The organism is Pseudoalteromonas sp. R3, assembly GCF_004014715.1.
Classification (GTDB): domain Bacteria; phylum Pseudomonadota; class Gammaproteobacteria; order Enterobacterales; family Alteromonadaceae; genus Pseudoalteromonas.
This window is the reverse complement of the sequence record NZ_CP034835.1, coordinates 4,345,334-4,370,070: the sequence shown is the minus strand read 5'-3', so window position 1 is coordinate 4,370,070 and position 24,737 is coordinate 4,345,334. Positions and strand designations below refer to the sequence as shown.

Annotated in this window: 17 protein-coding genes; 8 read left to right on the top strand and 9 right to left on the bottom strand. The window is 50.8% G+C overall.

Going from position 1 to position 24,737, the window contains the following annotated elements:
* Window positions 1–32: 32 nt before the first annotated feature.
* The 7 genes from ELR70_RS24205 to ELR70_RS24175 form a co-directional block, all read right to left on the bottom strand.
* Entirely contained in the window at window positions 33–2,258 is a 2,226-nt protein-coding gene (locus tag ELR70_RS24205; RefSeq protein ID WP_054016125.1) for an adenylate/guanylate cyclase domain-containing protein, read from the bottom strand.
* The gene (locus tag ELR70_RS24200; RefSeq protein ID WP_054016124.1) at window positions 2,255–3,073 is read right to left on the bottom strand and encodes an MBL fold metallo-hydrolase; all 819 of its coding nucleotides are present in this window, start codon (window positions 3,071–3,073) and stop codon (window positions 2,255–2,257) included. The genes ELR70_RS24205 and ELR70_RS24200 overlap by 4 nt, the downstream gene beginning before the upstream one ends.
* Window positions 3,074–3,106: 33 nt before the next feature.
* On the bottom strand, window positions 3,107–6,646 hold the full coding sequence (locus ELR70_RS24195) for an Ig-like domain-containing protein (RefSeq protein WP_128064750.1): 3,540 nt from the start codon (window positions 6,644–6,646) through the stop codon (window positions 3,107–3,109).
* Complete coding sequence (locus ELR70_RS24190) at window positions 6,538–8,883, bottom strand: Ig-like domain-containing protein (RefSeq protein WP_128064749.1); 2,346 nt, start codon at window positions 8,881–8,883, stop codon at window positions 6,538–6,540. Before ELR70_RS24190 ends, ELR70_RS24195 begins: the two co-directional genes overlap by 109 nt.
* Window positions 8,884–8,895: 12 nt before the next feature.
* Window positions 8,896–10,137, bottom strand: a complete 1,242-nt coding sequence (locus ELR70_RS24185) for a FecR family protein (protein ID WP_128064748.1) — start codon at window positions 10,135–10,137, stop codon at window positions 8,896–8,898.
* A gap of 12 nt (window positions 10,138–10,149) precedes the next feature.
* The gene (locus ELR70_RS24180; RefSeq protein WP_054016121.1) at window positions 10,150–11,460 is read right to left on the bottom strand and encodes a tetratricopeptide repeat protein; all 1,311 of its coding nucleotides are present in this window, start codon (window positions 11,458–11,460) and stop codon (window positions 10,150–10,152) included.
* Between the two features lie 255 nt (window positions 11,461–11,715).
* The gene (locus ELR70_RS24175) at window positions 11,716–12,474 is read right to left on the bottom strand and encodes a transporter substrate-binding domain-containing protein (RefSeq protein ID WP_128064747.1); all 759 of its coding nucleotides are present in this window, start codon (window positions 12,472–12,474) and stop codon (window positions 11,716–11,718) included.
* A gap of 194 nt (window positions 12,475–12,668) precedes the next feature.
* Here ELR70_RS24175 and lspA point away from each other — a divergent pair, with 194 nt between their 5' ends.
* A complete protein-coding gene (gene lspA, locus ELR70_RS24170; RefSeq protein WP_054016119.1) occupies window positions 12,669–13,175 on the top strand; it encodes a signal peptidase II in 507 nt (168 codons plus the stop codon).
* 25 nt (window positions 13,176–13,200) lie between these two features.
* On the opposite strand, the gene ELR70_RS24165 is transcribed toward lspA, so the two are convergent.
* The gene (locus ELR70_RS24165) at window positions 13,201–13,596 is read right to left on the bottom strand and encodes a YbaN family protein (RefSeq protein WP_054016118.1); all 396 of its coding nucleotides are present in this window, start codon (window positions 13,594–13,596) and stop codon (window positions 13,201–13,203) included.
* 256 nt (window positions 13,597–13,852) lie between these two features.
* Window positions 13,853–15,124, bottom strand: a complete 1,272-nt coding sequence (locus ELR70_RS24160) for a porin (protein ID WP_054016117.1) — start codon at window positions 15,122–15,124, stop codon at window positions 13,853–13,855.
* A 240-nt stretch (window positions 15,125–15,364) separates the two neighbouring features.
* Here ELR70_RS24160 and ELR70_RS24155 point away from each other — a divergent pair, with 240 nt between their 5' ends.
* From ELR70_RS24155 to ELR70_RS24125, 7 genes are all read left to right on the top strand, one after another.
* Window positions 15,365–17,323, top strand: a complete 1,959-nt coding sequence (locus ELR70_RS24155; protein WP_054016116.1) for a methyl-accepting chemotaxis protein — start codon at window positions 15,365–15,367, stop codon at window positions 17,321–17,323.
* A gap of 105 nt (window positions 17,324–17,428) precedes the next feature.
* Window positions 17,429–18,283, top strand: coding sequence for a D-hexose-6-phosphate mutarotase (locus ELR70_RS24150; RefSeq protein WP_054016115.1), 855 nt, complete (start codon window positions 17,429–17,431; stop codon window positions 18,281–18,283).
* 437 nt (window positions 18,284–18,720) lie between these two features.
* A complete protein-coding gene (locus tag ELR70_RS24145) occupies window positions 18,721–20,085 on the top strand; it encodes a sigma-54 dependent transcriptional regulator (protein WP_054016114.1) in 1,365 nt (454 codons plus the stop codon).
* Window positions 20,075–21,370, top strand: coding sequence for an ATP-binding protein (locus ELR70_RS24140; RefSeq protein WP_054016113.1), 1,296 nt, complete (start codon window positions 20,075–20,077; stop codon window positions 21,368–21,370). The genes ELR70_RS24145 and ELR70_RS24140 overlap by 11 nt, the downstream gene beginning before the upstream one ends.
* A 97-nt stretch (window positions 21,371–21,467) precedes the next feature.
* Window positions 21,468–21,707, top strand: a complete 240-nt coding sequence (locus ELR70_RS24135; protein ID WP_054016112.1) for a hypothetical protein — start codon at window positions 21,468–21,470, stop codon at window positions 21,705–21,707.
* Between the two features lie 104 nt (window positions 21,708–21,811).
* Window positions 21,812–22,150 carry a hypothetical protein gene (locus tag ELR70_RS24130; protein ID WP_128064746.1) on the top strand — a complete coding sequence of 113 codons (339 nt, stop codon included), beginning with the start codon at window positions 21,812–21,814 and terminating at the stop codon, window positions 22,148–22,150.
* The gene (locus ELR70_RS24125) at window positions 22,147–24,669 is read left to right on the top strand and encodes a hypothetical protein (protein ID WP_128064745.1); all 2,523 of its coding nucleotides are present in this window, start codon (window positions 22,147–22,149) and stop codon (window positions 24,667–24,669) included. The genes ELR70_RS24130 and ELR70_RS24125 overlap by 4 nt, the downstream gene beginning before the upstream one ends.
* The last annotated feature ends 68 nt before the right edge of the window (window positions 24,670–24,737 follow it).

The following is a 24,737-nucleotide window of genomic DNA, read 5'->3' as shown; positions in this document are numbered from 1 at the left end:
TGTTTCGAATATGCTGTTCCATAACTTACCTGCTATTTCGATGTATGGGTGTAGCTGCCATCCCACTCTTCACCAGGCGGATGCGCCTGCAATGTCAGGATACGCTCACACATTAGCGCATAGATTTTTCGCTCAGGTGACAGCTCTTTAAGTTTAGTAAAAGCTGTCAGTGCCTGCTGCCATTGTTGAGATAAATAAAGCGTCCAGGCATTTTGATGTGCCGTTAATTCATCACGTAGCGCAGGGGTTAGCGCATCGCTGCTACAAATGGGCTCATACACAGTGACGGCCTGGTTTTTTCCTTTTACTTTCACCTTGTCGATTGGGCGACAAATAAGCCCGGGGCACTGTGCGTGTGTGGTTTCATTAATCAATATGCCGACCCCATAGTATTTCGTCAGACCTTCAAGGCGTGAGCCCAGGTTTACAGCATCACCCAAAACGGTATAAGCGCGACGATACTCTGAGCCCATGTCTCCTACGTTCATGTCTCCGGTATTGAGTCCAATCCCTATTTTAAAAGGCGGCAATGATTGCTCGCGCATTGGTTCTTGTAGTGCATCCACTTCCTCTTGCATGGCCATAGCACATCGCACAGCAAGCTCCGGATGGTGCTCAACGGGTAAGGGGGCGTTCCAGAAAGCCATCACCATGTCCCCAACATATTTGTCTATGGTGCCCTGGTGCTCAAAAATAATGCGTGTAATGGGTGAAAAGTACTGGTTGAGGTAGGATTTGAGGCGGCCTGCATCCAATGATTCAGAGATAGTTGTAAAGGAGCGAATATCTGCAAACAGCACAGTAATATCTCGTTTTTCACCCTCCATGGAAACACTATCCGGGTTGTCCAGCATGGCCTGTATATGAGCAGGCGGTACATATTGGTCGAAAATCGACTTAATTTGCAGTCGCTCTTTGTGTTCGCGAACAAAGCCCAGGCTGCCCAGTATCATCGCCTGGCTGATCAACATGGATAGTACGGCAACCTGTGGCAAGTCCAGCCGTAATTCGACCCATAAATAAACGCTCAGTATGACAAATAGCCCGCACAGACACAGTGTAAATACTGCGATCCCCAGGACCTCAAGCCGCGGTAAAATAACCACACAGAGTAATCCTGTGAGCAGTAATAGCATCATGACGGCCCCATCCATCCAGTTTGGTCGGCTGGGCAACAGCTCGGGGAATACCAGCCCCTCGAGTACATTGGCGTGCACTTCGACACCCGGGTATTGGACACCGACTGGTGTGGTTCGTAAGTCGGCGTGGCCGACCGCCGATGTACCCACAAACACAATTGCCTGATCGAATAGTTGAGAGTCGATATTGCCGCTCAATACGTCACTAGCAGAAACATAGGGAAAACTGAAGGCGGGGCCCCTGTAGGGAACATTCACCCGACCGTAATCATCGGTTGGGATCAACTGAGTTCCGAGGCGGATCCCTTCTACACTGTGTCCCTCACCAAACGGTTTGGTGACGACTTCTACTTGTTCGGCCATGGTGTAGAGTCGGGCTGCTTCCAGTGCCAGTGCCGGATAAAGCTGGCCCTGATGTTTAGCCAGTAACATAGAGTTGCGAATAAAGCCGTCGCTATCCGGGGCACTGTTGATAAAGCCGCTTCCTGGACTTTGTTGCTGCAGAGCTGGCACGTTGGCAACATGTCCGGCAAAGGCAGGGACCGGCAATGACGATGCTGGCACTGCGCTGAAAAAAATCGTTTCAGGCAATGTACCAACCTGAATATCTGGCTGATGCTCAAATAACAGACCCAAAACAGTATCAGTATCCTGCAAGCGAGAAGAGAATGCACTGTCGGCATCTATAGTGGGTGCCAGGGTTTGTAATGTCTGAGACACTGTCGGTAAGGTGTCAGTAAGGTGATTAAGTACTTGCTGTGCAGGATTAAGTTCAGGTTCTGAAAACAGGATATCGTAGGCGATAACCGCTACCCCGGCATCTGCCAGTTGAGACTGTAAGCGCGCCATAACATGGCGACTCCAGGGGAAGCGGCCTACTTGTTTCAGGCTGGGTTCGTCGATATCGACAATCACAATGGGCAAGAAAGATCGCGATTGCAAGGTGAGTGCAGACTTCAGGCGCAGATCATAACCTAGCCCCTCAAGTCGTTTAAAGGCATCGCCGTAAGGAGAGGCGGGAGACAAGGTTAATAGTTGCAATGCCATAAACAGAACAATCAAAAAGCAACCGCACACCCACTGTTGATAGTATTTGCGCCATAGTTGCGGGAAGTTCATGGCAGCGTCAGCCCCTCTCGGGCCAGAATGGTCGAAAACGACCAGTTCTGGCTTTTTATATCAGCGGCTATCTGGTCAAGTTCGGCATCACTACGGTCCGGATCATGGCTGATCAGTACCAGGTGCTTAACACTCCCTTGCTCTGCCAGCAGCAGGGCATCTTTGATCAGTGAATGCCCCCAGCCATGTTTTAATGGGTAATCATCCGGAACAAACTGGCCGTCGTGGATCAGGTAATCTGCCCCTTTTACAAAATCTACCCATTGCTGAAACGAGGTAACAGGCAAACCTGGTGGGTTAAGCTCATTGTCTGTGGCATAGACAATGTCTAAACCATCTGCACGAATGCGATAAGCGCTGCCACCACCTGGGTGGTTCATGGCGCAGCGTTGAATGTCAAAGCCTTCGTGCTGCCAATGGTCCTGAGTTTGCGGTTCTACTCTAATATCAGCTGCCAGGGTAGTATGTGGCACAGGGAAGTAGCTGCCAAGCATTTGCTTTAGGATGGCGTCGGGGGCGTGTTCTTCTGTTACGCCCGGCACTATGGTTATCTGACGTTTGGCGATGTAGGCAGGAATGAAAAAGGGAAAGCCCTGAATGTGGTCCCAATGATTGTGGCTCAATAATATGTAGAAGGGCTGGCGGGTATGCATCAGTTCCTGGCCTAGAATTCTAAGCCCAGTCCCCGCATCCAGGATCAAGCGCTTTCCTTTGTCACTTTCGAGCGTTACACATACCGTATTGCCACCATAGTGCACGGTGGTTGGACCGGGTGTGGGGGTAGACCCCCGCACACCGTAAAACTTTATTTTCATACCTAACCCTTTGGTGATGGATACTCATTCCCATCACTGTTGAACGACCTGGCCGGCTTGTAAATTCACTCTGGCTGGCGCTGACTGCTGCAACACAAAGACAAATTCGGTACTGCTGCTTTGTGCAAGTACAGTGACCAAATTGCCTGTCACTGAACTACTGAAAAGCTGTGCACCGGTGTCATTAAAGCTACTATCCCAGCTTCCGGGAGATTCGCTGAGCAACAGCTGGCCGACATATAAGGATTTCGAGCTGCTTGCCTGAGCAAATAGCAGTAACTTACCGCTGCTTTCAATCCAGGCCTGACTTAATAGCACGGCTTCGCCTTCGAGCTGTGCAAATTTTAAAACTCCGCCGTCTGCAAAGCTTGTATCAAGAGCGCCAGAACTGGTCACCCGAACGACAAAGTTATTGGTGCCAGCGTAGCCAAAAACAATAAAGCCCTGACTGGCATCAACCATAGACCCTTTAATGGTAATGTCATCGCCTGCGCTCAGCCCAATGTCCAGCAAGGCCAGACCATCTGTTCCAAAGCTGGTATCCGGCACGCCGGTTACACTGGCTTTGGCGAGAAGTAACAGAGGTGCAGTTGGCCCCGGTTGACTTTGCCCAATCCCGACCAGGCTACTACCTACAGTATGGATCATAGATACTCTATGTGCATTAGGGCTACAGCTGGGCGTACCCGGAATGGTGTATTCGAATGAACTTGACAAACTACCAGAGCTGGAAACAATGAAGGCCATACTGTGGGTGTAACAGCTGGCTGTTACTTGTCCAAGAGCAAGAATATCTCCAGAGGGCAGTACTGTAAGCTGTGTTAAATCCAGAGCAGAGGCCTCAGCTTTGTACTCACTAGCGGTCAGGCTGAATACGCCACTATTGGCAAAAGTGGTATCCAGAGTGCCTAAGTTATTAAATTTGCTAAACGTTGCCATGGCCTGCTCATCACCAGCGGACACGGATACTATGCCCGAAGCACTCAGTAAAACAGCACCGGCACTGTCTTCAGCAATGGCACCCACTGTGGCACTGGACATAGTCCCCATCGTTGTTACAGGGACTGTCGATGTTAAACCCAGGTTGCCAAAGGTACGTGTCCGCTGGCCAACGCCGTCAAGCTTCAGTACATACGGTACCGCCTGTGGAGAGCTTTGCCAGTTGTTAGCCTGGCCACTGAGTAGTAAGTGCCCCGCCGATGCGCTAAAGCTGGAAGTGTGTCCCGCGACAAATGTCTCATCTCGACGGCCAACACTGACAGTGCGTTGACCAAATGAGCCAAAGTTCTGGTTAAACTCAGCGGTTGTGGTTACTTCGCCCAGCCAATGCTCAGACAGGTAGTTGTTGCCCAAATAATTAAACTTCTGGCCACTGAGCAGCAGCCCACCTTGCGTTTCAAGTAAATCAAATACCTTCAGCCCCGTGCCATGATAAATACTAAAGCCATTGTTGCCCGGCAACCAGTTAGTATCTACATCGCCATTGAGACCCACTTTTATTACTTGAACGACCTGATCACTGCCAAAAAAGCTGCGTTGTAGAGCCAGATAGTAGGTATCACTGTCTGCGACGATGCCGATACCCGTAGCAGGGTAGTCGGATATATCATTGCTAGAATCAGTAGGAAGTTCACTGAGCATATAAGTGCGCTTACCTGTGCCTGCAAATGCGGTGTCTAATACGCCATCCATGGTGATTTGCAGTAAGTACACCGAGCGCACTTCTCCGCTCTCGTCCAGTGTGGTGAGTCCGGTGACCAATAGAGTGTTGCTGTCTTTGATCTGCACATGACGCGTTGTGTCATTGAATTGGTTACCGTTGGCACCATCCGGCACAGGTGTAATATTGATTTGTAACAGGCCATTGTTCTGGAAGCTACTATCCGGAGTCAACGTGCTACGCGTGAGGCGCATCAACATGATATCTTCACCTGTTTCGCTGGAGGTGATCTCCCCATACACAAGATAGTCACCGGACGGCAGAGTGACCATACCTCGTGCATTTTTAGTGGGTGTGTCTGCAAGCGCCTGAATAACCGAGACTTCTCCCTGCGCAGTGATCCTGGATATGGTGACAGTGCCCGTGGTTGCGCTGCTTGTGGCTCTGATATTACTCAGTACGGTCACTGTCTCGTTGTCTTCCAGTGCAATGGCGACAGGCGTCACAAAGACGTCGCTGCCCAGGGGCAAGGTCATATATCCATTGCCATTGGCATAGCTGGTATCTAAAGCGCCATCTCCCAGCAGGCGGAAAACCAGCAATTGCTGTGAACTGGTGAAATTAACGTACCCGGCTACATAAATGCGCCCTTGTGTATCAACAGCAGCGACCTTAGCCCAGACATCCTGTGGAATGCTTTCAATCTCTATACCAAAGCCACTTTGGAAGTTACCCGCGTCGGCAAACCCATTGTCCGGACGGCCATCACTGAGTTGTCTGCTTACATAGGCTCTGTGGATATTGCGACCAGCGGCATCATTCAAATGACCAACAGCTCCCACACTTACCAGCTTGCCATCGCTTTGCAGAACAGTTTGCCCAGGGCTATGAAACTCCAGGCTGGCATTGAGTGCCACCATTAGGCTGCCATCACTGCCAAAGTTACTGCGTTTACTGGCCACATAGCGTGGAGCTGCTTGTGTAACAACAATACTGAGCTCACTTTCAGCGCACAGTTGTGGGGTGCCTGAGTCGCAGACTGAGATGGTCAGAGTGTAGGTTTGCGCGCCATTGCTGGCAATCTGATCAGCATTTGCCACGGTCACTTTGCCATCACTATCAACGGAAAACAGGGTTGAATTGGTGCCGGACAGTGCATAGCTCAAAGTGTCGCCATCGGGGTCTGAAGCGCTGATCTGCACTATCTCAGTACCATTACTGACATTTGTGTCGATTTCTGCCGAGCCAGGCTCCACAGTAGGCGCGTAGTTTTTGTCGTTGACGGCCAGTGTCACCGTCGCGACATTCGATGTTTCGGCCAAATCGTTGTTCACGGTGTAACTAAAGCTGTCACTGCCAACGAAATTAAACTGCGGGGTGTACTGGGCTGAGCCACTGACACTGTCAATCGAGACACTGCCATGACTTGGTAATGTTACAAAAGTGATACTGTTGATGAGCAGGCTACGGCCTTTCGCCTGATCATTATTCAATATCGCGATATTTACAGCCACATTTTTGTCGGTTTCAGCACTGTCATTGACAGCCACTGGTGTGGTGTCGGGCGCGGTAATTGTGACAGTCACAGTCGCGGTATTAGAGAGGGCACCATTGTTGTCTTTGACGCGATAAGTAAAAGTGTCTTCCCCTTCTGAAGTGCCGGTATGGAAATAGGTGATGGAGCCGGTACTGTTTACTTCTGTGGAGCCCATAATAGCGGGCTCTACAATCTCTATGCTGTCTGTTTGTAATGTGCCATCGGTATCGCTGTCGTTTTCCAGTACCTCAATAGTGACGGACTGAGCTATTTCCAGTGTGGCAGTGTCGTTGTTGGCAATGGGAGCTTGATTGAGTCGCGCAACGGTGATGGTGACTGTCGCTGTATTGGAAATACCACCTTCAGTATCTTGCACCTGATAGGTAAAAGTATCGGTGCCAAAGAAACCGCTTTGCGGCGTATAGATAAAGCCCCAAGACCGACAAGATCGAGTGCCACACTGCCATTGGTTGGTGCCGTCACAACGGTTAGGCTGTTGTAATTTAGGCTGCCGTCGGCGTCGCTGTCATTGGCCAGAACATCAATGGTGACCGGCTCGTTCTGCTGCGTTGTTGCACTGTCATTGGCCGCGACTGGCAGGATATTGTCTCCGGTCACTTCAATAAATACACTGGCGATATTGGACAGGGCGCCTCTGTCATCTTTTATTTGATAGGTGAAGCTGTCGCTGCCACGGTAATCAGCATCACTTTGGTAAATAAAGTGTGTGCTGTCATTGCTCAGGTTCACAGTGCCATGGCTTGGCCCCTCGACCAGGACCAGGCTGGTCAGGTTTAAACTGCCATCTATATCTTGATCATTGGCGGCCACCAGGATACTAACGGCTTGTCCTTGTGCGGCCTCAATGCTGTCATCATTGGCCAGTGGTGCATCATTCACTTCTGTTACGTCTATCACAACAAAGGCTTGTACACTGGCTGCCCCATCGTCCACCTGATAAACAAAGTAGTCCTGCCCATAACTGTTTTGTTGTGGGGTGTAACGGAAACTCCCTGTATCACTGAGTTCTAACGTGCCCATGGTGGGTTGCTCAATAATTGCAAGCGCTAGAGGATCTTCATCGGCGTCACTGTCGTTACTCAGTACGCCCGGAATGTCGACAAACAGCTGTTCATCTTCATTGGTTTGGTAACTGTCATTGACGGCGACAGGAGGAAAGTTGCTGACTTCGACCTCTATGCTCAGCGTGATGGTGGCGGTATTTGAGCCGCCCTTGCCATCTTCAACCCGATATTCGAAGCTATCGGTCCCGATAAAGCCGGTATCAGGCCGATAGTTAAAGCTGCCGTCGGGACTGAGTGTCAATATACCATGCTGCACATCGATTACCGGTGTTGTGTCGATGGTCAATGGGTCGCCATCAAAATCAATATCATTGACCAGTAGTCCGGCTCCGCTGATGGTTAATTCGCTATTTTGTTCAAGCGCATAGTGGTTATCAAAGGCTATGGGATCCTGGTTTACTTGTTCAATTAGCAGGGATACCTCGGCCTCGGCAGTCGCCCCCTGGCTGTTGACTATCCGGTAGCGAAAACTGTCTGAGCCAAAGAAGGTGTCTCTGGGGACATAGGTAAAGCGACCATCAGTAAAGAGCGTCAGGGTGCCATTTTGTGGCGATCTGACTGGCGTGGTAACCAAAGTCAAAGGAGGCAGACCGTTGGCATTGTCATTGGTCAGCAGATTGCCAGAGACAGACTCAAACTGAATGCCACTAAAGCTGTCAGAGACGGCCGTTGGTGTGACCAGATCAGGGGCTGCCAGCATACGAGACTCGCTGAAGGCGCTTTCACCACTGCCATCAATGGCTGAGATCCGAGTGTAATAGTGCTTTTGTGGGTCGAGCCCGCTAAAGACATGGCTTGAATCTGTTAAGGCTATCGCCCGCTGGCCACCGGGTAAAGTAGTGACGGTTCGTACATCATCAATCGGCGATTCGGCCAGATAGGCGTTGTAACGTAAAAAGCTCGAAAGTGGTTGCCAATCGAGCGAGGCTGTACCGTCACTGCGCTCCGTACTATTAAATGCGACGCTCCGTGGGAGCCAGGTGATTTGCTGGGTGGCGACTGTGCTCAGGTTGCCTTCATTGTCTTCGACCCAGACTTGTAATTGCACACTACCGGGTTGCTGTGCGAAATTCACCGGATTGATCCCGGTTTCAGTAAAGGCAAAGGGGTCGCTGCAATTCCCATCGCACAGCACCTGAGCCAGCTCGGCATTTTCAAACCCCAGCAAGACCCGACTAACCCCATCCGGATCGGTAATCGCTCCCAGAGATACGGTGATGTTTCCCCGATAAGTACGCTGTGTATCGGGGAACAGCACGGTACCTGTACCGTTCACAAACTGGGTGTTCACCACTTGTCGGGCAGCCAGGCTGCGACTGGCGAGTTTGGGTTGATAGTCAAAGGGGATCAGGGTTGCTTGTCCTGGCACAGCGTCTGGTTGATCCGTGTTCTGATCCTGTGCGGGTGGTGCACTTATGCTGTCATTGATCGGTGTTGTTGCGTTGTCACCATCGCCTGAGCAACCCGTTACCAGCGCGCTACAGAGTAGCGTCAGAAAGCCCAGTTGGTGTAATTGCGAGCGCTTCATCCCGCATCCCCCTTAAGGTTGGCTCAAAGTAAACAAGCCAGAGGCGGTTACATCTGGCTGGTCAATTTCATTTAGATTAAAGCTGCCACGTAACTTGCTCAGCTCGTCGCTAAACAGCGTTTCTATGGTTCCCTCTGCCAGGTTCTGTCCATGAGAGGCAAAATTCACGCCCAGCGTCATGCCATTGGCGTCTATCAGACCATTAAAGGCTGCAAACCACTCACCTTGCGGATCGCTGAACGACAGCACCCCCTGAGGGACCGTGCCAGTGTCAAAATCAACACTGATCTGCATCTGAATATCACTCACCGCCCCAGCAGAAGAGCTAAACTCTGAACGCTCAAGGACGGTATAAAGTGCGGTACCCGTGCGCTCTGCAATCAGGTCTTCAATGGGCTCCACCCCAAAGGTGTCGAGACTCTCCTCGCTAATAAAGTCGTTATCGGAAATATCACGGCCAACATCAGGTAAGGCTGTTTCAAAAGCTTGCTGAGAAGTTGGAGTTGTTGCAACGGGGGCTTGTGCGATGGCCAGGGATGTAGATTCGGAGGCTGTTTCGTCTAGCCCTGACGATGTGTCGCTTTGATCAGTTTGTGCGTCAGGCTCAGAATCGCTGCTGGTGGCCTGGCTGGGCGGCGTAAGCCGAGACAGTTGCTGTGGTGGGGCGAGTAAGGTTGTCACTTCGCCGCTTTGACTGACGCTGGCAAACGAATAGTTGCCTTCCTGACCGAGTAATAGCGGCTGGTCATTCACACTGACTTCAATGGTGCCATCCCAAACCGCTAATAATAGCGTATCACCTTGCCATTCGACCTCGTAGTGGGTGCCTCGGATCCCGATACTGCCCACAGGGGTTTTCAGCTGGTAATTGTCTTTATTTCCTTTGATTTTACCGGTAATAGTACGCAAACCGCCTGTAACCAGTTCCATAACGACAGAACCATCTTCTTCAGAAGAGCCTGAGTACTCACTGATGATGAGCTGTGTATTTTCTTTTAATGCGATCAGCGCTCCATCTTGCATGCGCAACTGAGCATTACTTTGTTGACCTGTATTCACGACATCAACATCAAAGACGGGACTGCGCCGTTTTAACGCGCGTTGTGCTTCACTGTCAGTAGCCGTCGCAACCACTTGCCCCGTGACATCAGGGTTTTTCCTGCCGGAGCGGCCAGGCTCGATTGCGCTGTGATTAAACAGGGCAGTAACACTGCTGAGAGTGCGGATTGTCTGAGTGGCCCGAAAAGCTGCCAAACAGTGCGGGTTTTAGAAATCATAATGTACTCCTAAGGACCATTCAGTACGATCATAGCTGTACAGCTGTAGTGAGCTGTCTTTGTCGTAATAAGCCAGTTTTGTTTCCATACCCCAGGCGGGTGATATCTGGTAGAGCCAGCCTAATTGGGCGATATGGAGTGTTTCGTCGCGTACCTGTAAGAAAAAGGGGTGGGCAGCGCGGTGTGCTATATCTCGATACTGCACTCTGGCACTGAGTCGATGGGCGTCGTTAAGGCGATAAATCAGCGCAGCACCTAAGTGGCTGTAATCTCTTGCATAATGTTCCGCTGATGGCTCTTGCGCAGGTTGCCAGGTATAGCCTGCACTCAGACGAACGAGCCAGTTTTGGCCGGTTCTGCTGAGTGCCATTGTGGATGTATATAGCCGGCTGTCCAGTGCGCTGTCACGCACGTTATTGAGGTTAAAAGCACTGAGATTGAACGCTGCAGACCAGTGCGAGCTCATGGTGTAGCGGAGCGCGCCAAACACGCCTGCATCCTGTTGATAGGTATCTGAGTCAAGAGACATAACACCCAGCTGAGTCCCGAGATGGAGCTGAAATGCGTCTATATCCCTGATATAGCTAATGTTGGCGCTGAACTGTGCTCTGTCGAACTCATCACTGTCCTGGTGAACCTGATTCGACAACTGAATGTTTGCCCGCCAAGCCTGATGCTGAGTTTGCTGCCAGCGGCCATCAAAGCGATAGCTTGCACGGGCAAATCCATCCGATGTTTCACGGCTGCTGTCGTCGATAAACAGAGGTAAGCCACCAATGACAATACGGTCATCAGTCGTGCCACTGTTGACATTGCTGTCATGGCCCAGGGCTAATGATACCCGGTGCTTAAGCTGTTGTTTCATACTGGCCAGGTTTTCTTCAATGGCGTGCAGCGCGCGCGTTACTCGTTGCCGAAACTCATCACTGAGCGGTGTGGCTAACAGATTATTGAGGGTGCTGGCGGCCTGAGGGTAGTTCTTTTGCTTGTTATAGGTCAGGCCCAATAAGAACAAGCTGGGCTGGTGGTTTGGCTTTGCAGCGAGGACGCGTTCAAGCGCAAAAACGGCTTCATTAAAGCGGTTGGTCTCCAATGCGGCTCTGGCGTAGAGGAAGTCAAATTCGGGGTCGCCTGCCGCATCTTCGAACTGTGACTGTGCCAGTGCATAAGCTTGCTCAAACTGGCCCTGATCCAGCGCTGATTTGAGTTGTGAAAGCGACGTTGTAGCCAAGGCATTACTGGTGTGTAGGCCCATGAGCAAAACGACTGGAATAAACGCGCGTTGAAGTAATAGCTGCATAACAGATCACCCAAAGTTCGATTATTCTCTGGTACTGCCAGTCAACTTTGTTTGTAAGCATTATTTCATATCCATACACCTTTGCGTGAGCGCTCATAAAGCGTGAGTATGAGCACATTGGAAAGGCGCTGTGATATCACTGATAACAGCCTAACAGACTAATCTCTATCAGTTTTAAGTTAACGGACCAAGAGAGTGTGATTAAATTATAGTCAGCACTTTCAATATTTCACTCTAAGTTACGGGTACAAATGATTACTGTGGCTGAATTGTTTTCAGGTCAGAGCCAATCATAGGATATTGAGAGAGCAACTGGTTGTAGGTGCCGTCCTCAATAATTTCAGTCAGTCCTTGATTAAACAGCTGAATCAATTGCTGAGCGCGAGGATGGGTTTTTACAATGCCAATATGCAGTGGCCAGGAAGCCACGACTTGTGGATGTAAAGTAAATGCCTGTGCCTGAAAATGATGGGTAATAGTGTATGCAGCCGCAAACCTATCTGCGATCATGCCATCGACCCGGCCTCGTGCCAGTTGTCGCAGGCATTCACTCAAATGCAGCTGGGTGATGACGTTGACAGTGGGGTGGCCACTCAGCAGGTTTTGATAAGCGAATCCGCGAATTAAACAGACGTTTTTTCCGGCCAGTGACGCGAGTCCGGAAAAAGACACTGGCTGTGTTGTGTGCGATATAAAGATAAGTTCATTGTGTAGATAGGGCTGGCTAAACAGAAAGTGCTTAGCACGTGCCTGAGTAAACCACAGTGCAGGGATTATATCGATATTACCACTGTGTGCCAGGCGCATAGCTCTGCTAAATGGGGCGGTCTGCAGAGCAAACGTTTCGCCACTGCGAGCAAATGCTGCAGCGACAATATCGTAGCTGAGGCCACGATCGTCATTCTGTATGTAGGGCGGCCAGACACTGTGGCTGCCAAGCAGCATGGGCTTTGCCATCAGAGGCAAGGTGGCCATGACGCAATAAATTAAGATGACAGGCATTAACTTGCGCAAAACTCATCCCCTTATGACCGACCACCCTTAAGCTTAGTCCAGAAAGCCTGAATTGGTATGTCAGGGGCACAGCATAATGCAAGGGGGCTATTAGTGTGTTTGTGCTAAACCATGTCATTTTCAGTAAAGTGTCATGCAGGTGTCACAATGACAGTTTTATAGTGACATACGGCCAACTGAAAAGACGACAAGTTATGACAACAAAACAACGTATGCATTGGGTCCTGATGATCTGTGTGGTGGGTATGTGCCTGGATCAGCTCTCAAAGTGGTTTGCTGGTAACTATCTCCATGGCTGGCAGATGACCAGTTACTGGCATGATATTGTGCGTATTGGCTACCGGGAAAACGCGGGGGCTTTTTTAAGTTTGGGCAGTGAGCTGCCTGCTCCGCTAAGGAGTGTGTTGTTTATCGGTGTCCTAGCGTTGTTGCTGATTGCAATATTGATGTACACGCTGAAAAGTGAGGATCTTAACCGCAATCAGATCACAGGATTGTCTCTGGTGCTCTCAGGTGGGGTAAGTAACCTGATTGATCGGATCCTCAATAATGGTGCCGTAATCGATTTTTTAAACCTGGGCATTGGTGAGGTTAGGACGGGGGTTTTTAATCTTGCAGATGTGGCGATCATGCTGGGGGCGGTGATGTTGATAGTGTACACCACTCACAATCAGACCATTGCACCGCAGAAAACCGGATAACAGCCCGCCATCGCTAAGCCGACTTTTAGCTGACAGGCAGTTGTGAGGGCTTACTGAGTAAATAGGCCATAACCAGTAGCTCAGTGAGGGCGACGCCTACCAGCACATACCAGGGGGCAGATGTCATGCAAAGGACTATAAAGCCAAGTAGCATACCCAGACCTGCGCCCCACTTCCCTTTAACGGGTACGACTTGGTGTGTCTGCCAGGCGTGCAAGGAAGGGCCAAATTTCGGGTGAGACAGCAACCAGTTCGCGAGTTTGGGATTCGAGCGCGTAAAACAAGCCAGTGCGAGGATGAAAAAGACAGTCGTCGGCATGACCGGAAGTGCCATTCCGATAAACCCCAGTGCCACACACAGTATTCCTGCAACGTGCAACCAGAAGCAGCGGTTAAATAGTTTTTGAGCGTGTTTTTTCATCGCTATCCTTCCCGGTAATATCCAATGCCATTGTTTTTACATTGGCTAACTTTTTCATTATAGCCAAAAACCGACGGACGAATAGCGGGCGTAATATTTTTGTGTGATCTGTAATATTTCTTTGCGTAAGGTAACTAATACCACGTGTAAGTGTGCACTTACTTTTGTTCGGCGTTTTAACTGCTGTCTAAAAGGGGCTTGAACCGGGCTGTTTATAGACGGTAAGCGGCGCACTGGCCGCTCCCGTGACTAAGCGTTAAAAATAGTAGCCGATGTTGATGTTGAAGCGGCGCTCTGTCTCATCGCTGTTCCCCGCAATAGAGCCACCCACAAAAGGCTGGTTCTTTGCGAGCACATAATCTATGTACGTAAAGAAGGCACCCGCGGATAGCGAGACGCCTGTCACATTCATCCAGGTGTCTTCGGTATCATCCGATTTGTCATAAATAATGCCGTAGTCATTGTAGAATTGTAAGCCCGTGATTGGCCCAAACTCTACGGGTAAACTGTAGGCAATATTGGCATTGCTCATGGTCGCTTCAGCTGCAATGGAGTCGAAAAATGCATAAGCACCAACGGCCATTCGTGTTGCCGGGGTATCGACGTCATATTCATACTCACCATGTTGCAGTTGCAGGTTCCATGGACCATAGTTGCCGTTCAGGTGAATGGCCCAGGCCATATAATCGCCCGCTTTATCAACGCCATCATGCAGGCCACCGCTTAAACCAGATACCCCAACCTCAGTGGTGCCGCCTTTGTGTTTGAAGTGATAGGCATAGCGTCCGGCAAAGGTGTTATATTCGCCCAAAGGCTGAGTCGGATCATCGTACACACCATCAGAGGCCTTGCGAAAGCCCACGATATCGTAGGAATAGCGGTCACTGCGATCTTCCACATAGCCGTCTACGCCACCGAGTTCATCGTTTTTGAAAAAGCCCAGGTCTAGCTGCCAGTTATCCGCGACTTTGCGTTTAAACAACACGCCCATGTCGTGATCGTCTTCTAACCCGATGTAATAAGTCGTGTTAAAAAAGTAATTGTGTGAATTGTAAGGCCAGTTGCCAAATGGCACTTTGGTCATGCCCAGCTGTGCCTGCCAATCTTTGGCAAAGTCATAGTGTAAATAGGCATACTTTACGGCGGTCATGTAGTCAAAAAAGCGGATTTCGGCATTGAGACCAAAACCGCCTACATTGCCGGAGAAATTCAGGCGAAAAAGGTCAAAGTCAAAGTCGCCGCCGCGATTTTTATTGTCGTCATCGTAGGAAGTATGGCTGAGGTTAGTCCGTACCGCCCCGCCGACCTTAATGCTGGGTTTGGCAGGCGCCGTTTGTTCGGCCTTTTTATCGGCCTTGGCTTGTGCTTTTTGACGTGCCTGTTCACGTTCCATTTTATGAACCTTCTGCTGCAGCAGTTCAAGCTGCTTCTTTAGCTGTGCCAGTTCATCTTCACTGGCAATGGCGGGACCAGAAGACAACATCATAGCGCCGCACAGAGCCGTCATGAGTCGAGAGAGTTTTAGCATGGGAGAACACCCGTTTGTTTGAGTTAGTGAGAATAAATTATCTCTAAATAGCCTAGACCATCCACTCTCAGGTTCCAAGTAATCAGCTATGAACTACAGGAATTTCTCTTGATCCTTTGGATAGTTGCGCAACTATCAACTATATTTTTGAGCAGTGCCGTGCAATTTGATTACTAACGCTAGGCAGCCGGTGTCTTAGCGTGTTGGCGCAGTCAATCAGTCCAGTGAGGAATCCACTCTATGACTATTTCGCAAAAGCTCAGGCTGGCTTTTATCGTTGCCATCGTCTCGCCTATTCTGATCATTGCCGTTCTGATAGTGTCCCAGACCCGGCAGTTGGCGCTGGATAAGTTTGTCGAAATGAGTGGCCGCGAGGCGTTACAGGTCGACAACGGGATTGGCATGTTTTTCGATGAAATAGCCAAGAACGTAGAGTTTCTGGCCACTAACCCCAAACTGACCGGTGCTCAGAGCGAAGTCCAGATCTACACCGAGAAAGGTACTGCCACACAGCTGAATTCGCGCTCAGGTAGCGAGACTGAACAAGCTGCATATGATTTGTTTGAACGGTTTGGCGATACTCACCCGGGTATAGCCTATATCTACTTTGGCAACACGGAAGGTGGCTACATTCAGTGGCCTCAGGGTGAGGTCAGTGCCAACTATGACCCACGGCCCCGACCCTGGTATCGCAGCGGACAAGCTGCCAATGGTAAAACCGTCATGACCGATGCCTATTACTGGGCACCGGATGACATGGCCATTGTTTCTACTGTACGTTCTGTCAGGTCGAATGGCAGAGAGATTGGCGTAACAGGCATGGATGTGTCTTTGCAGGGCCTGACCAAAATTATCCGTGAAGTTAAACTCGGTGAAACCGGCTATCTGATGCTGGTGGAAGACACTGGTAAAATTCTGGTCGACGCCAAACATAGTGACTATCGGTTTAAGGATGTTAACGAGGTCGACAATGGTCTGTATCGTACCGTGGCCAGTAATCAATCCGGGTTATATGAAATCCAGATTGATGACACGGACTACTTTGCCAGTATTTACACGTCAAAGAAATTGGGCTGGAAATTCATTGCTTTTGTGGAACAAGGCGAGGTGATGGCTGCGGCGAATGCCATGACCTGGACGCTAGTGATCCTGAGTGTAGTACTGGTGGCGCTGTTTGTTGTATTGGCAAATTACATTGCCAATGTATTGTCCGGACCGATTGTTGAGGTGAGCGATGGATTGACGGTTATCTCTCAGGGTGGGGGTGACCTGACCCAGCGGCTGGAGGTCGACAGCAAAGATGAGACTGGCAAGCTGGCGGATAGTTTTAACAGCTTTTTAGATCTGATTGCCCAGCTGGTCATGGACATCAATGCCTGTGCTCAGCAATTGAATCAAACGGCCTGTGCAACCGCGACGGAGTCTGAGGAGTTGACCAGCTCGACGGCACAGCAACAGCAAGCGCTTGAAATGGCCGCAACGGCAATCAATGAAATGGCTGCCACGGCAAACGAAGTGGCGTCCAGTTGCGCCAATGCTGCCGACTTAGCCACCCAGACCCAGCAGGCGTCCGAGTTGGGTCAGTCTGTTATGACTGAGGCAGTTGACAGTGTAGCTGCTTTATCGGAAGTGATTAAGCGTGCAACCTCGGATATCAATCAGCTCGACAGCGAAAGTGAAAACATTATGTCGATTCTCAGTGTGATCAGAGGGATCGCAGAGCAAACAAATTTGCTGGCATTGAATGCGGCCATTGAGGCTGCCCGAGCAGGAGAGCATGGGCGGGGGTTCGCTGTGGTGGCAGACGAAGTCAGGGCGTTGTCACAGCGCACCTCAGAATCGACTGAAGAGATAGCATCGCAACTTGATAAGTTGAGAAAAATGACTGAAGGCGTATCTCAGGATATGCGTAGTAGCTTGACCCGTACCGATAAAACGGTAGAACTTACGGGATCTGCACAAAGTCAGTTCAGTGAAATCACCCAATCTATTCAAACCATCAGTGATTTGAATACACAGATAGCGACCGCCGCGGAGGAACAGCAGCATGTTGCAGAGGATATTAATCGCAATGTGATAGAAATTAAGCATGCGGCAGACAGTGTCAGTGATGTGGCAAACAACACCAGTGAAAATGGTGATAAGATGCAGCGATTGTCTGAACAACTGACAAAACTGGTGGGTCAGTTTAGAGTGTGATTAACCCGCTCTTGATGAAGATCACTCATATTCGATGGGTGGCTCTTACACCGTAAGGGCATTTTAGGTAAGGTAGTGCCAGTTTAGTTTAAAAATAGGTGTTATATGGAACTTTCTGCCTCAGTAAAATTGGCACGTACCGAGTCCGGCCTGGAGTATTTTGACGTTAACGGCCCAAAGTGTCAGGCTAAAATTTATCTTCAGGGTGCTCAGATCACCGAATTCATTCCCACAGGCGAGAAAGACCTACTGTGGGTATCTCAGGACGAAACCTACCTCGAAGGCCAGTCTATCCGTGGTGGTATTCCTATTTGCTGGCCCTGGTTTGGTGTTCATGCCGAAGCTGATTGGCCAGCGCACGGATTTGCACGCAAACTGGTCTGGCGCGCGGAGCGCGTTGAGGAAGATGATACAGCAATCCGGATTGTGTTGTCTTTGCCGATGACCAGCATTGATCGCACCTTCTGGCCACATGAGTCTGGTCTGACTGTGGAGTTTATATTAAGTGATCAGTTAGAAGTCAGGCTTACCAATGTGAATACCGGCAAAGAAACTTTCTCGCTCACCCAGGCGCTGCATACGTATTTTCCAACGCCAGACATTGAACAGACCCGAGTGGATGGCCTGCAAGGCGCACAATATATCGAGTTTGGCGAAGGGCCATTTACACAAGATGAGGTGGTCTCTTTCGCCCGCGAAACTGACATGGTGTATACCCAGGCACCTGAGGTGCAAATCATCGATACACCAGATGGCAAAATTGAAGTTGGCCGTGAACATTCGACCTCGTGCGTGTTGTGGAACCCCTGGATAGAAAAAGCCAAACGTCTGAGCAATTTCCGCGATGATGAGTATCACGTTATGTTGTGCCTGGAAGCTGCCAACGTGATGGGCGATGCGGTCACACTGGCACCGGGCGAATCCCACACCCTTACCACCAAAATCCGTTGGGTTCAGTAACACCGAAGCAACGCTTCGCAGCTATCGTGCAAAGTCGCGCTTTGGCGCGCCCTTTGCGCTAGGGTGAGCAACGTCTCGAATCTTGCGAGAGCGCGCAGCAAGATTAGTTGCGAACGTGAGGCCGTGGATGGCCGAACCGGAAGCCCTCCACATGGATGTGTGACCACTCGTCGCCGAATCTTGCGAGAGCGCGCAGCAAGATTAGTTGCGAACGTGAGGCCGTGGATGGCCGAACCGGAAGCCCGAATTGGATGCCCTACACATATATGTGCCGACTCGCACCTCAACACAGACCGAAGCAACGCTTATTCTATGACTTAGCCTGAATCACCATCGAGGTTACCTGGGCGCCAGTACCCTGTAACTCGGTGCTTGCGCTTTTCGTCTTGGTCAAATTCCCGTATTCTGAGTACAGTGATAAACGAACAGGGAACAAAATGGCAGTACTCGTTGTAGATGATAATCCAGAGGTGCGATTAAGCGCCGCATTTTTGCTTGAAGATCATGGCTTTGAAGCGTATGAAGCGGAACACCCTGAGGTCGCAAAACAATTTTTGAGTTGTAAATCCATTGACCTGATCTTACTGGATATGAATTTTACCCGGGATACAACTTCCGGCAATGAGGGACTTACTTTTTTAAGCTGGTTACAGGCTCAACCTGATGCCCCTGCGGTTATCTGCCTGACCGGTTGGGGTAGCGTGTCACTGGCCGTTGAGGCGATGCGCCTGGGGGCGGCAGACTTTATTGAAAAGCCCTGGCAAAATGCCCAGCTTCTGGATGCAATTCGCAAGCAAAGTAAGCTCAACCGGCTGCTGGAAAAGCAAGGCGTAATACAGAACACTGAAGCTGAAACCCCCTCCTATACCTGGCGCTCCGCGGTCATGAATACCTTGCTGAACAAGTTGTCGCGCATTGCCAGTACAGATGCCAGCGTACTTTTGTGTGGCGAAAGTGGCTGCGGTAAAAGCCATTTGGTTGATGCATTACACAGACAGTCACTCAGGAAAAATGGCCCTCTTGTCAGCGTCAATATGGGTGCCATTCCTGAAAGTTTGTTTGAAAGTGAAATGTTTGGCCATACCAAAGGCGCGTTTACCGATGCCAAATCTCAGCGCAGTGGCCGCTTTGAGCTGGCCGGCGGTGGCACCTTGTTTCTCGACGAAGTGGCAACCATACCTTTGACGCAGCAAGCAAAACTGCTGCGGGTGCTGGAAAGCGGTGAGTATGAGCGAGTTGGCAGTAGCCGAACTGAGCATGCTGATATCCGCCTTATCTGTGCCACCAATAGTGATTTGGAACAGGATGTGACGGCAGGTCGTTTCCGCAGTGATTTGTTTTATCGCATCAATACCTTTACGTTTGAATTACCCCCACTGCGTGCACGGCTGGATGACATTGTGCCGCTGGCAAATCACTTGCTGGCGCGTCATGCTGCACGTTACAAGCTGGCCGCTAAGTCGTTGGATAATAAGGCGCAAGCAGCCTTACTGGCATACCGCTGGCCCGGCAATATTCGTGAGCTCAGTCATGTGATGGAACGCGCACTATTACTGAGCGAAGGAGCACAGATCACCGCTTCCGATTGTCAATTACGCCTGGCAGCCCCTGCTCCGGAGCAACAGACGGGCACTAAACCACAGCCAGCGGGAACAACGCTCGCTGAAGTGGAGAAAAACCTGATTGAACAGACTTTAGCTTTACACCAGGGGCAGGTCAGTGAGGCGGCTAAAGCGCTGGGACTGACTAAATCTTCATTATATCGTCGGCTGGATAAGTACGGGCTGCGAAGTGAAGACTAACTTTGAGTGGACGGTACGCTGCCATTTTACTCTGCTGGCTGGTCTGGTGATTACTTTGCTGGTGGGGGTATTGTGGCAACTCGCTCTGCCCTGGTGGCAGATAGGGCTGATCTGTGGCGCCGTCAGCTGGGTATTATGGCGGTTGCAAAAGCAGCGGCTGGCCCAGCTACATAGCATTTTTTCCCGTGCTCACTGGCAGCTCGAAGCCATGCTGCAGGCGGATTTTAGCCAGCAGATCCGGCCACATTTTTCCTCGGGTCAGGTGGCAGCTTTTGAGCAGCAGCTGATAGCACTGGGCGAGCAGCTTCATCGGCAGAAATCGCGCTACAATTCGCAAATTTTTGTTATCTATCAGCTGATAGATAAACTCAATACTCCTATCCTGGTCTTTACCGAAGATACCCGCTTAAGTTATGCAAATCAGGCGTTTGAAAGCTTGTATAGACAACCTTGGCAGCATTACAAAGGGGCCACAGCAAGCTCACTGGGGCTGGAAGAGACGCAGCATGGCTGGCGGTTTATCAGTAATACACAGTCTGAACGCTGGCAGCTCCATAGCAGCTACTTTTTTGAGCAAGGTCAGCGACATAGTTTGTTAGTGGCGCTGGATATCACCAAAGCATTGCGGCAAAAAGAACTGGCTGCCTGGCAGCAGCTGATCCGGGTGATCAGCCATGAAATACGTAATTCGCTCACACCGGTTAGCTCCCTTGCTCAGAGTCTGGGCGAGCGTGCGGCCAGTAGCAGGGAACGTCAGGCTTTGGGGGTGATAGAGCAGCGCTGTCAGCATTTGCAGCATTTTGTGGCACGTTATGGTCAGCTCAGCAAGGCCATTGAGCCTCAGAGCCAACCCACACAGTTGCTAGCGCTGTTTGACTCTGTCCGGGAATTGTTTGCATCACAGCATCCGTCACAACACATTGAATTGCACTGTCAGGCGCATCAATGTCATTGCGATCCTGAGTTGCTTGAGCAGGTCATGATCAACCTGGTTAAAAATGCCATTGAGGCCAATCAGGCGGTGGATCCACCCGGTCAACGAGTAGAGTTGCGTAGCTACTACCTGAGTCCCGCGGTGGTGATTGAAGTTGCCGATGAAGGTGGCGGGTTTGCCAATCTCGATAATGTGCTTACGCCCTTTTACTCCACCAAGCCAGACGGGCAGGGGATTGGGCTCACTCTGAGTCAGCATGTGATCGAGAGCCACGATGGACAGTTTGAGGTGAGCAATGATGAGTCAGGGGAGCGTGCGGGCGCGGTGATTAAGATGACTCTTCCTAGTTGATAATAATTATCATTTGCGTATAATCTTCATTATCGTGATCTCTAATGGCACTGGCGTCGTACATCTTTTTCGGCAAACAGTGACCCGGGAGTGGACTATGTTGGTTTTAATCCCCTTAATCGTATTTATCATTGCGGCTGCGTGCGTCAGCCAACTCAAATTGGCAAGCCTGATGACGGCCCGGCTCAGGGTTTTTCTGGCCTGGAGCAGTGCAGGTGTACTGGCTGCGGCAAAAGTCTATGCAGGCCTGAGTGTGGCTTCAGCACTGGCGGTGTTCGTTGTGGCCGGAGGCATTTTGCATTTGGTGAGTGCACTGGATCCCACTCATGATACCTGAACCTTGTTGTTTAAAAGTGTTTCAAAAGATAAATACCCGCTGATTTTCAAGCGCATTATTTGCCATACTAGGTCCTGATTCGGATCACTTCATCGAGGATGAGAATGGCTGTGCGATTGATGAACTCACCCGCTGCGTTACTGTGCGCCGCGTTTTTACTATTCTTTTATACCACACTGGTACGTGCCGGGGACTGGCAGACTCTGCATACTGAACATTTCAGGGTGCACTATACGCCTGCACAACAGGATTGGGCGCGCTCAGCCGCTGTCGAGTTAGAGCTGGTCAGAACGCTGGTTTTGCAGCAACAGGGCCGGGCACTGGACAGCATTGCCGATGTCGTGGTGTTTGATCCCATCAATGGTGCCAATGGCTTTGCACTGCCAAGTACAGACACGCCTTTGATGGCGCTATTTACCACACCGCCCAATCCGATTCAGTGATTGCGAACAGCCCGGGCTGGCAACAATTGCTTATCCTCCATGAATACATCCATCTGGTGCACTTATCTCAGCCCAGTCGCAGCTCCTGGCGTCAGCATCTGCGTGACTGGTTTGATATCTATGATCTGTCCAGTGCGGTGCTGCCACGCTGGGTCGCAGAAGGGTATGCCACGTTGCTGGAGTCGCGACTGACCGGCCGGGGGCGGCTCTATGACAACTACAGCGAAGCACTGCTGCGCGCTTTTGCCCGCCAAGGCGCATTGCTGTCGTATGGCGCTCTGAACAATGGCGATGGCAGTTACCGCTCCGGTGCTATGGCTTATTTGTTGGGTGTACGGTTTCTAGCCTGGCTTGAAGACAACCACGGCAAAGAGACGCTGGATGCGGTCTGGACCCGCGTACACGGGGTTCAAAAACGCAATTTTGAATCGGCGTTTAAAGGGGCTTTCGGACAAAGTGCAGGTCAGCTGTATCGGCGCTTTATTGCTGAGTTCACATATCAGGCGATGACGCAGGAGCGCGATCTGGCCGTGTTAAACAGCCCGCTGTGGTTTGAGCCTGACTTTGCGGCGAGTAATGCGGTGTTGTCGCCAGATGGACAGCAAATTGCCATGACCGAACGCGATCGGGAGGGAGAGACCTGGCTCAGAGTCTACAAAACCGAAGACAATGAAGAAGCAAAAAAGGCCTTTGAGAAAGCCCAGCAGGCGATACTGGCGGCTGATCCGGCAGACATTGCCGATAAACCGCCTGAGGTTTTTAAGCGTGAGCAGGTAGCACAGCTGGCAGCCAGCGACTTTTCCGGCATTTTGTATCCGCAATGGGCCGATAAAGACACGTTATACTTTGTGGCGCGCGCCCGGGTCGATGAAACCCGGGATAACCGGGTTAACGATCTGTATCGCTGGCATATGCCAAGTGGTGCGGTTACCCGGTTAACCCAGTCACTTGGGATAAGGCGTTTTACACTGCTGGATGCTGACACCCTGTATGCAGAGCAAGTGCGTAGTGGGTTTTCTGAACTGGTACGGGTGGAGATCAGCAGTAATACGGTAACGCCGCTGTTTGCCCGCGACCTGGGTACTGTATACGACTATCCGCAGCTGGCGCCCGATAAGCGTCAGCTGGCGTACCTTAAAACCACGCTAAATGGTAATTGGCAGTTGTATATACAAGATTTGCAAGGCGCAGAAGTGCGCACTGTGCCTATGCCTGAGGGGTATCAGTATCTGACGGCACCTGCCTGGCAGCATCAAGGCCAGGGGCTTTATTTTATCGCCGGTCTGCACGGTGAGGTGGGCGTATATCGTTACGACTTACAGCACAATGCTTTATATCAGATTACAAACGGCCAGGCCGTTTTCGAGCAGCTACTACCGCGCGAAAATGCCCCCCTGCTGTACTTGCACAGCACATCTTCAGGGACCCGGTTGCATGAACTGGGTGATCAGATCAGTGAGCAGCGCGTGGCTAAACTCAGCAGTAATGCGGCTGTGCCACTGGGTAAAACCGATACCGTTGTGCTGCCTGATGCACAAATTTATATGGCCGAGGGCGCGGACATCACGCAGAGCGAGTATCAATGGCTGATGCAAGATGCCTCTGCGACATTATCGCTGCAGGGCAGCAGTGCGGTCAGCGAGTTAGTGAGTGTCGGGGTCAAAGGCAGCGATCTGCTCCAGCACTTATCCTGGCAATTGGGCCTGGCTCAAAGCGGCGACAATGTGCTGGATGGCAGCTATGCTGCGTTACGTTTTCGTGCTGGTGACTGGCGCTTTGATGCCCATCTGAGCGACTATCGCTTTGACAGTCGCCGACAGCATGCGCAGGCAGAGCAGACAAAACTAACAGGCGGTGCAGTGAGTGGCCGCCTTGCTTATGAATGGCGCTCCGATACCTGGTCTGTGTCGCCGTTTGTGGCCCTTATCCATTACGATGATCAGGGCCGGGATGCCATAACCACGCAATGGAGTGGACTGGAACAAGGGTGGCACAACTACCAGCAGGATTTTGCGCTTGGTTATCGCCTCAAAGCCGGCATACTCAGTGGCGATGCCAAGGGCCATGGTTATGACTGGCAAGGGTTTGGTAAGGTCTGGAACTGGCCCTGGTTTGCTGGCGTACAGTCTCAGTACCGTGAGACACAGTTACTACGTCTGGGCGGATTCGATAACAATATTCTGAGCGGGCGCACACGCAGCGATCTGGTACTCAGTCCTGAGTTACCGTTCCAGTTTGCCTCTGGCCGACATTATTACGGCTATGAGCTGGCGACGAGCTGGGCGCTGAATCAGCCCAGGTTCTTTATGAAACAACACCGTTTTGATGGTCAGCGCAGCGCGACCAGTTATGGTATAAAGTGGCAAATTGATTTGAGCCAGCAGGCGCTGGGGTGGGCAAACTGGTTTGCACCAGCTGGTGTCACTGATCTGCGCTTTGATTTGGGTGTTGCCCGGGTTGAGAGTGATTTGGCAGAGGATGATCTGCGAGCCTGGCTGGGACTGTGGTATGCGTTGTGAGCCTTATATTGTGCGGGCCGGCATAGCGATTTGATGCTTTTTTAACGAGGTAGTGAGGCGGTGATCCC

Bases quoted from the DNA above. Each gene is read 5' to 3' on its own strand.
- ELR70_RS24205 (WP_054016125.1), bottom strand. From the start codon at position 2,258: ATGAACTTCCCGCAACTATGGCGCAAATACTATCAACAGTGGGTGTGC.
- ELR70_RS24200 (WP_054016124.1), bottom strand. From the start codon at position 3,073: ATGAAAATAAAGTTTTACGGTGTGCGGGGGTCTACCCCCACACCCGGT.
- ELR70_RS24190 (WP_128064749.1), bottom strand. From the start codon at position 8,883: ATGAAGCGCTCGCAATTACACCAACTGGGCTTTCTGACGCTACTCTGT.
- ELR70_RS24180 (WP_054016121.1), bottom strand. From the start codon at position 11,460: ATGCAGCTATTACTTCAACGCGCGTTTATTCCAGTCGTTTTGCTCATG.
- lspA (WP_054016119.1), top strand. From the start codon at position 12,669: ATGACAACAAAACAACGTATGCATTGGGTCCTGATGATCTGTGTGGTG.
- ELR70_RS24165 (WP_054016118.1), bottom strand. From the start codon at position 13,596: ATGAAAAAACACGCTCAAAAACTATTTAACCGCTGCTTCTGGTTGCAC.
- ELR70_RS24160 (WP_054016117.1), bottom strand. From the start codon at position 15,124: ATGCTAAAACTCTCTCGACTCATGACGGCTCTGTGCGGCGCTATGATG.
- ELR70_RS24155 (WP_054016116.1), top strand. From the start codon at position 15,365: ATGACTATTTCGCAAAAGCTCAGGCTGGCTTTTATCGTTGCCATCGTC.
- ELR70_RS24150 (WP_054016115.1), top strand. From the start codon at position 17,429: ATGGAACTTTCTGCCTCAGTAAAATTGGCACGTACCGAGTCCGGCCTG.
- ELR70_RS24145 (WP_054016114.1), top strand. From the start codon at position 18,721: ATGGCAGTACTCGTTGTAGATGATAATCCAGAGGTGCGATTAAGCGCC.
- ELR70_RS24135 (WP_054016112.1), top strand. From the start codon at position 21,468: ATGTTGGTTTTAATCCCCTTAATCGTATTTATCATTGCGGCTGCGTGC.
- ELR70_RS24130 (WP_128064746.1), top strand. From the start codon at position 21,812: ATGGCTGTGCGATTGATGAACTCACCCGCTGCGTTACTGTGCGCCGCG.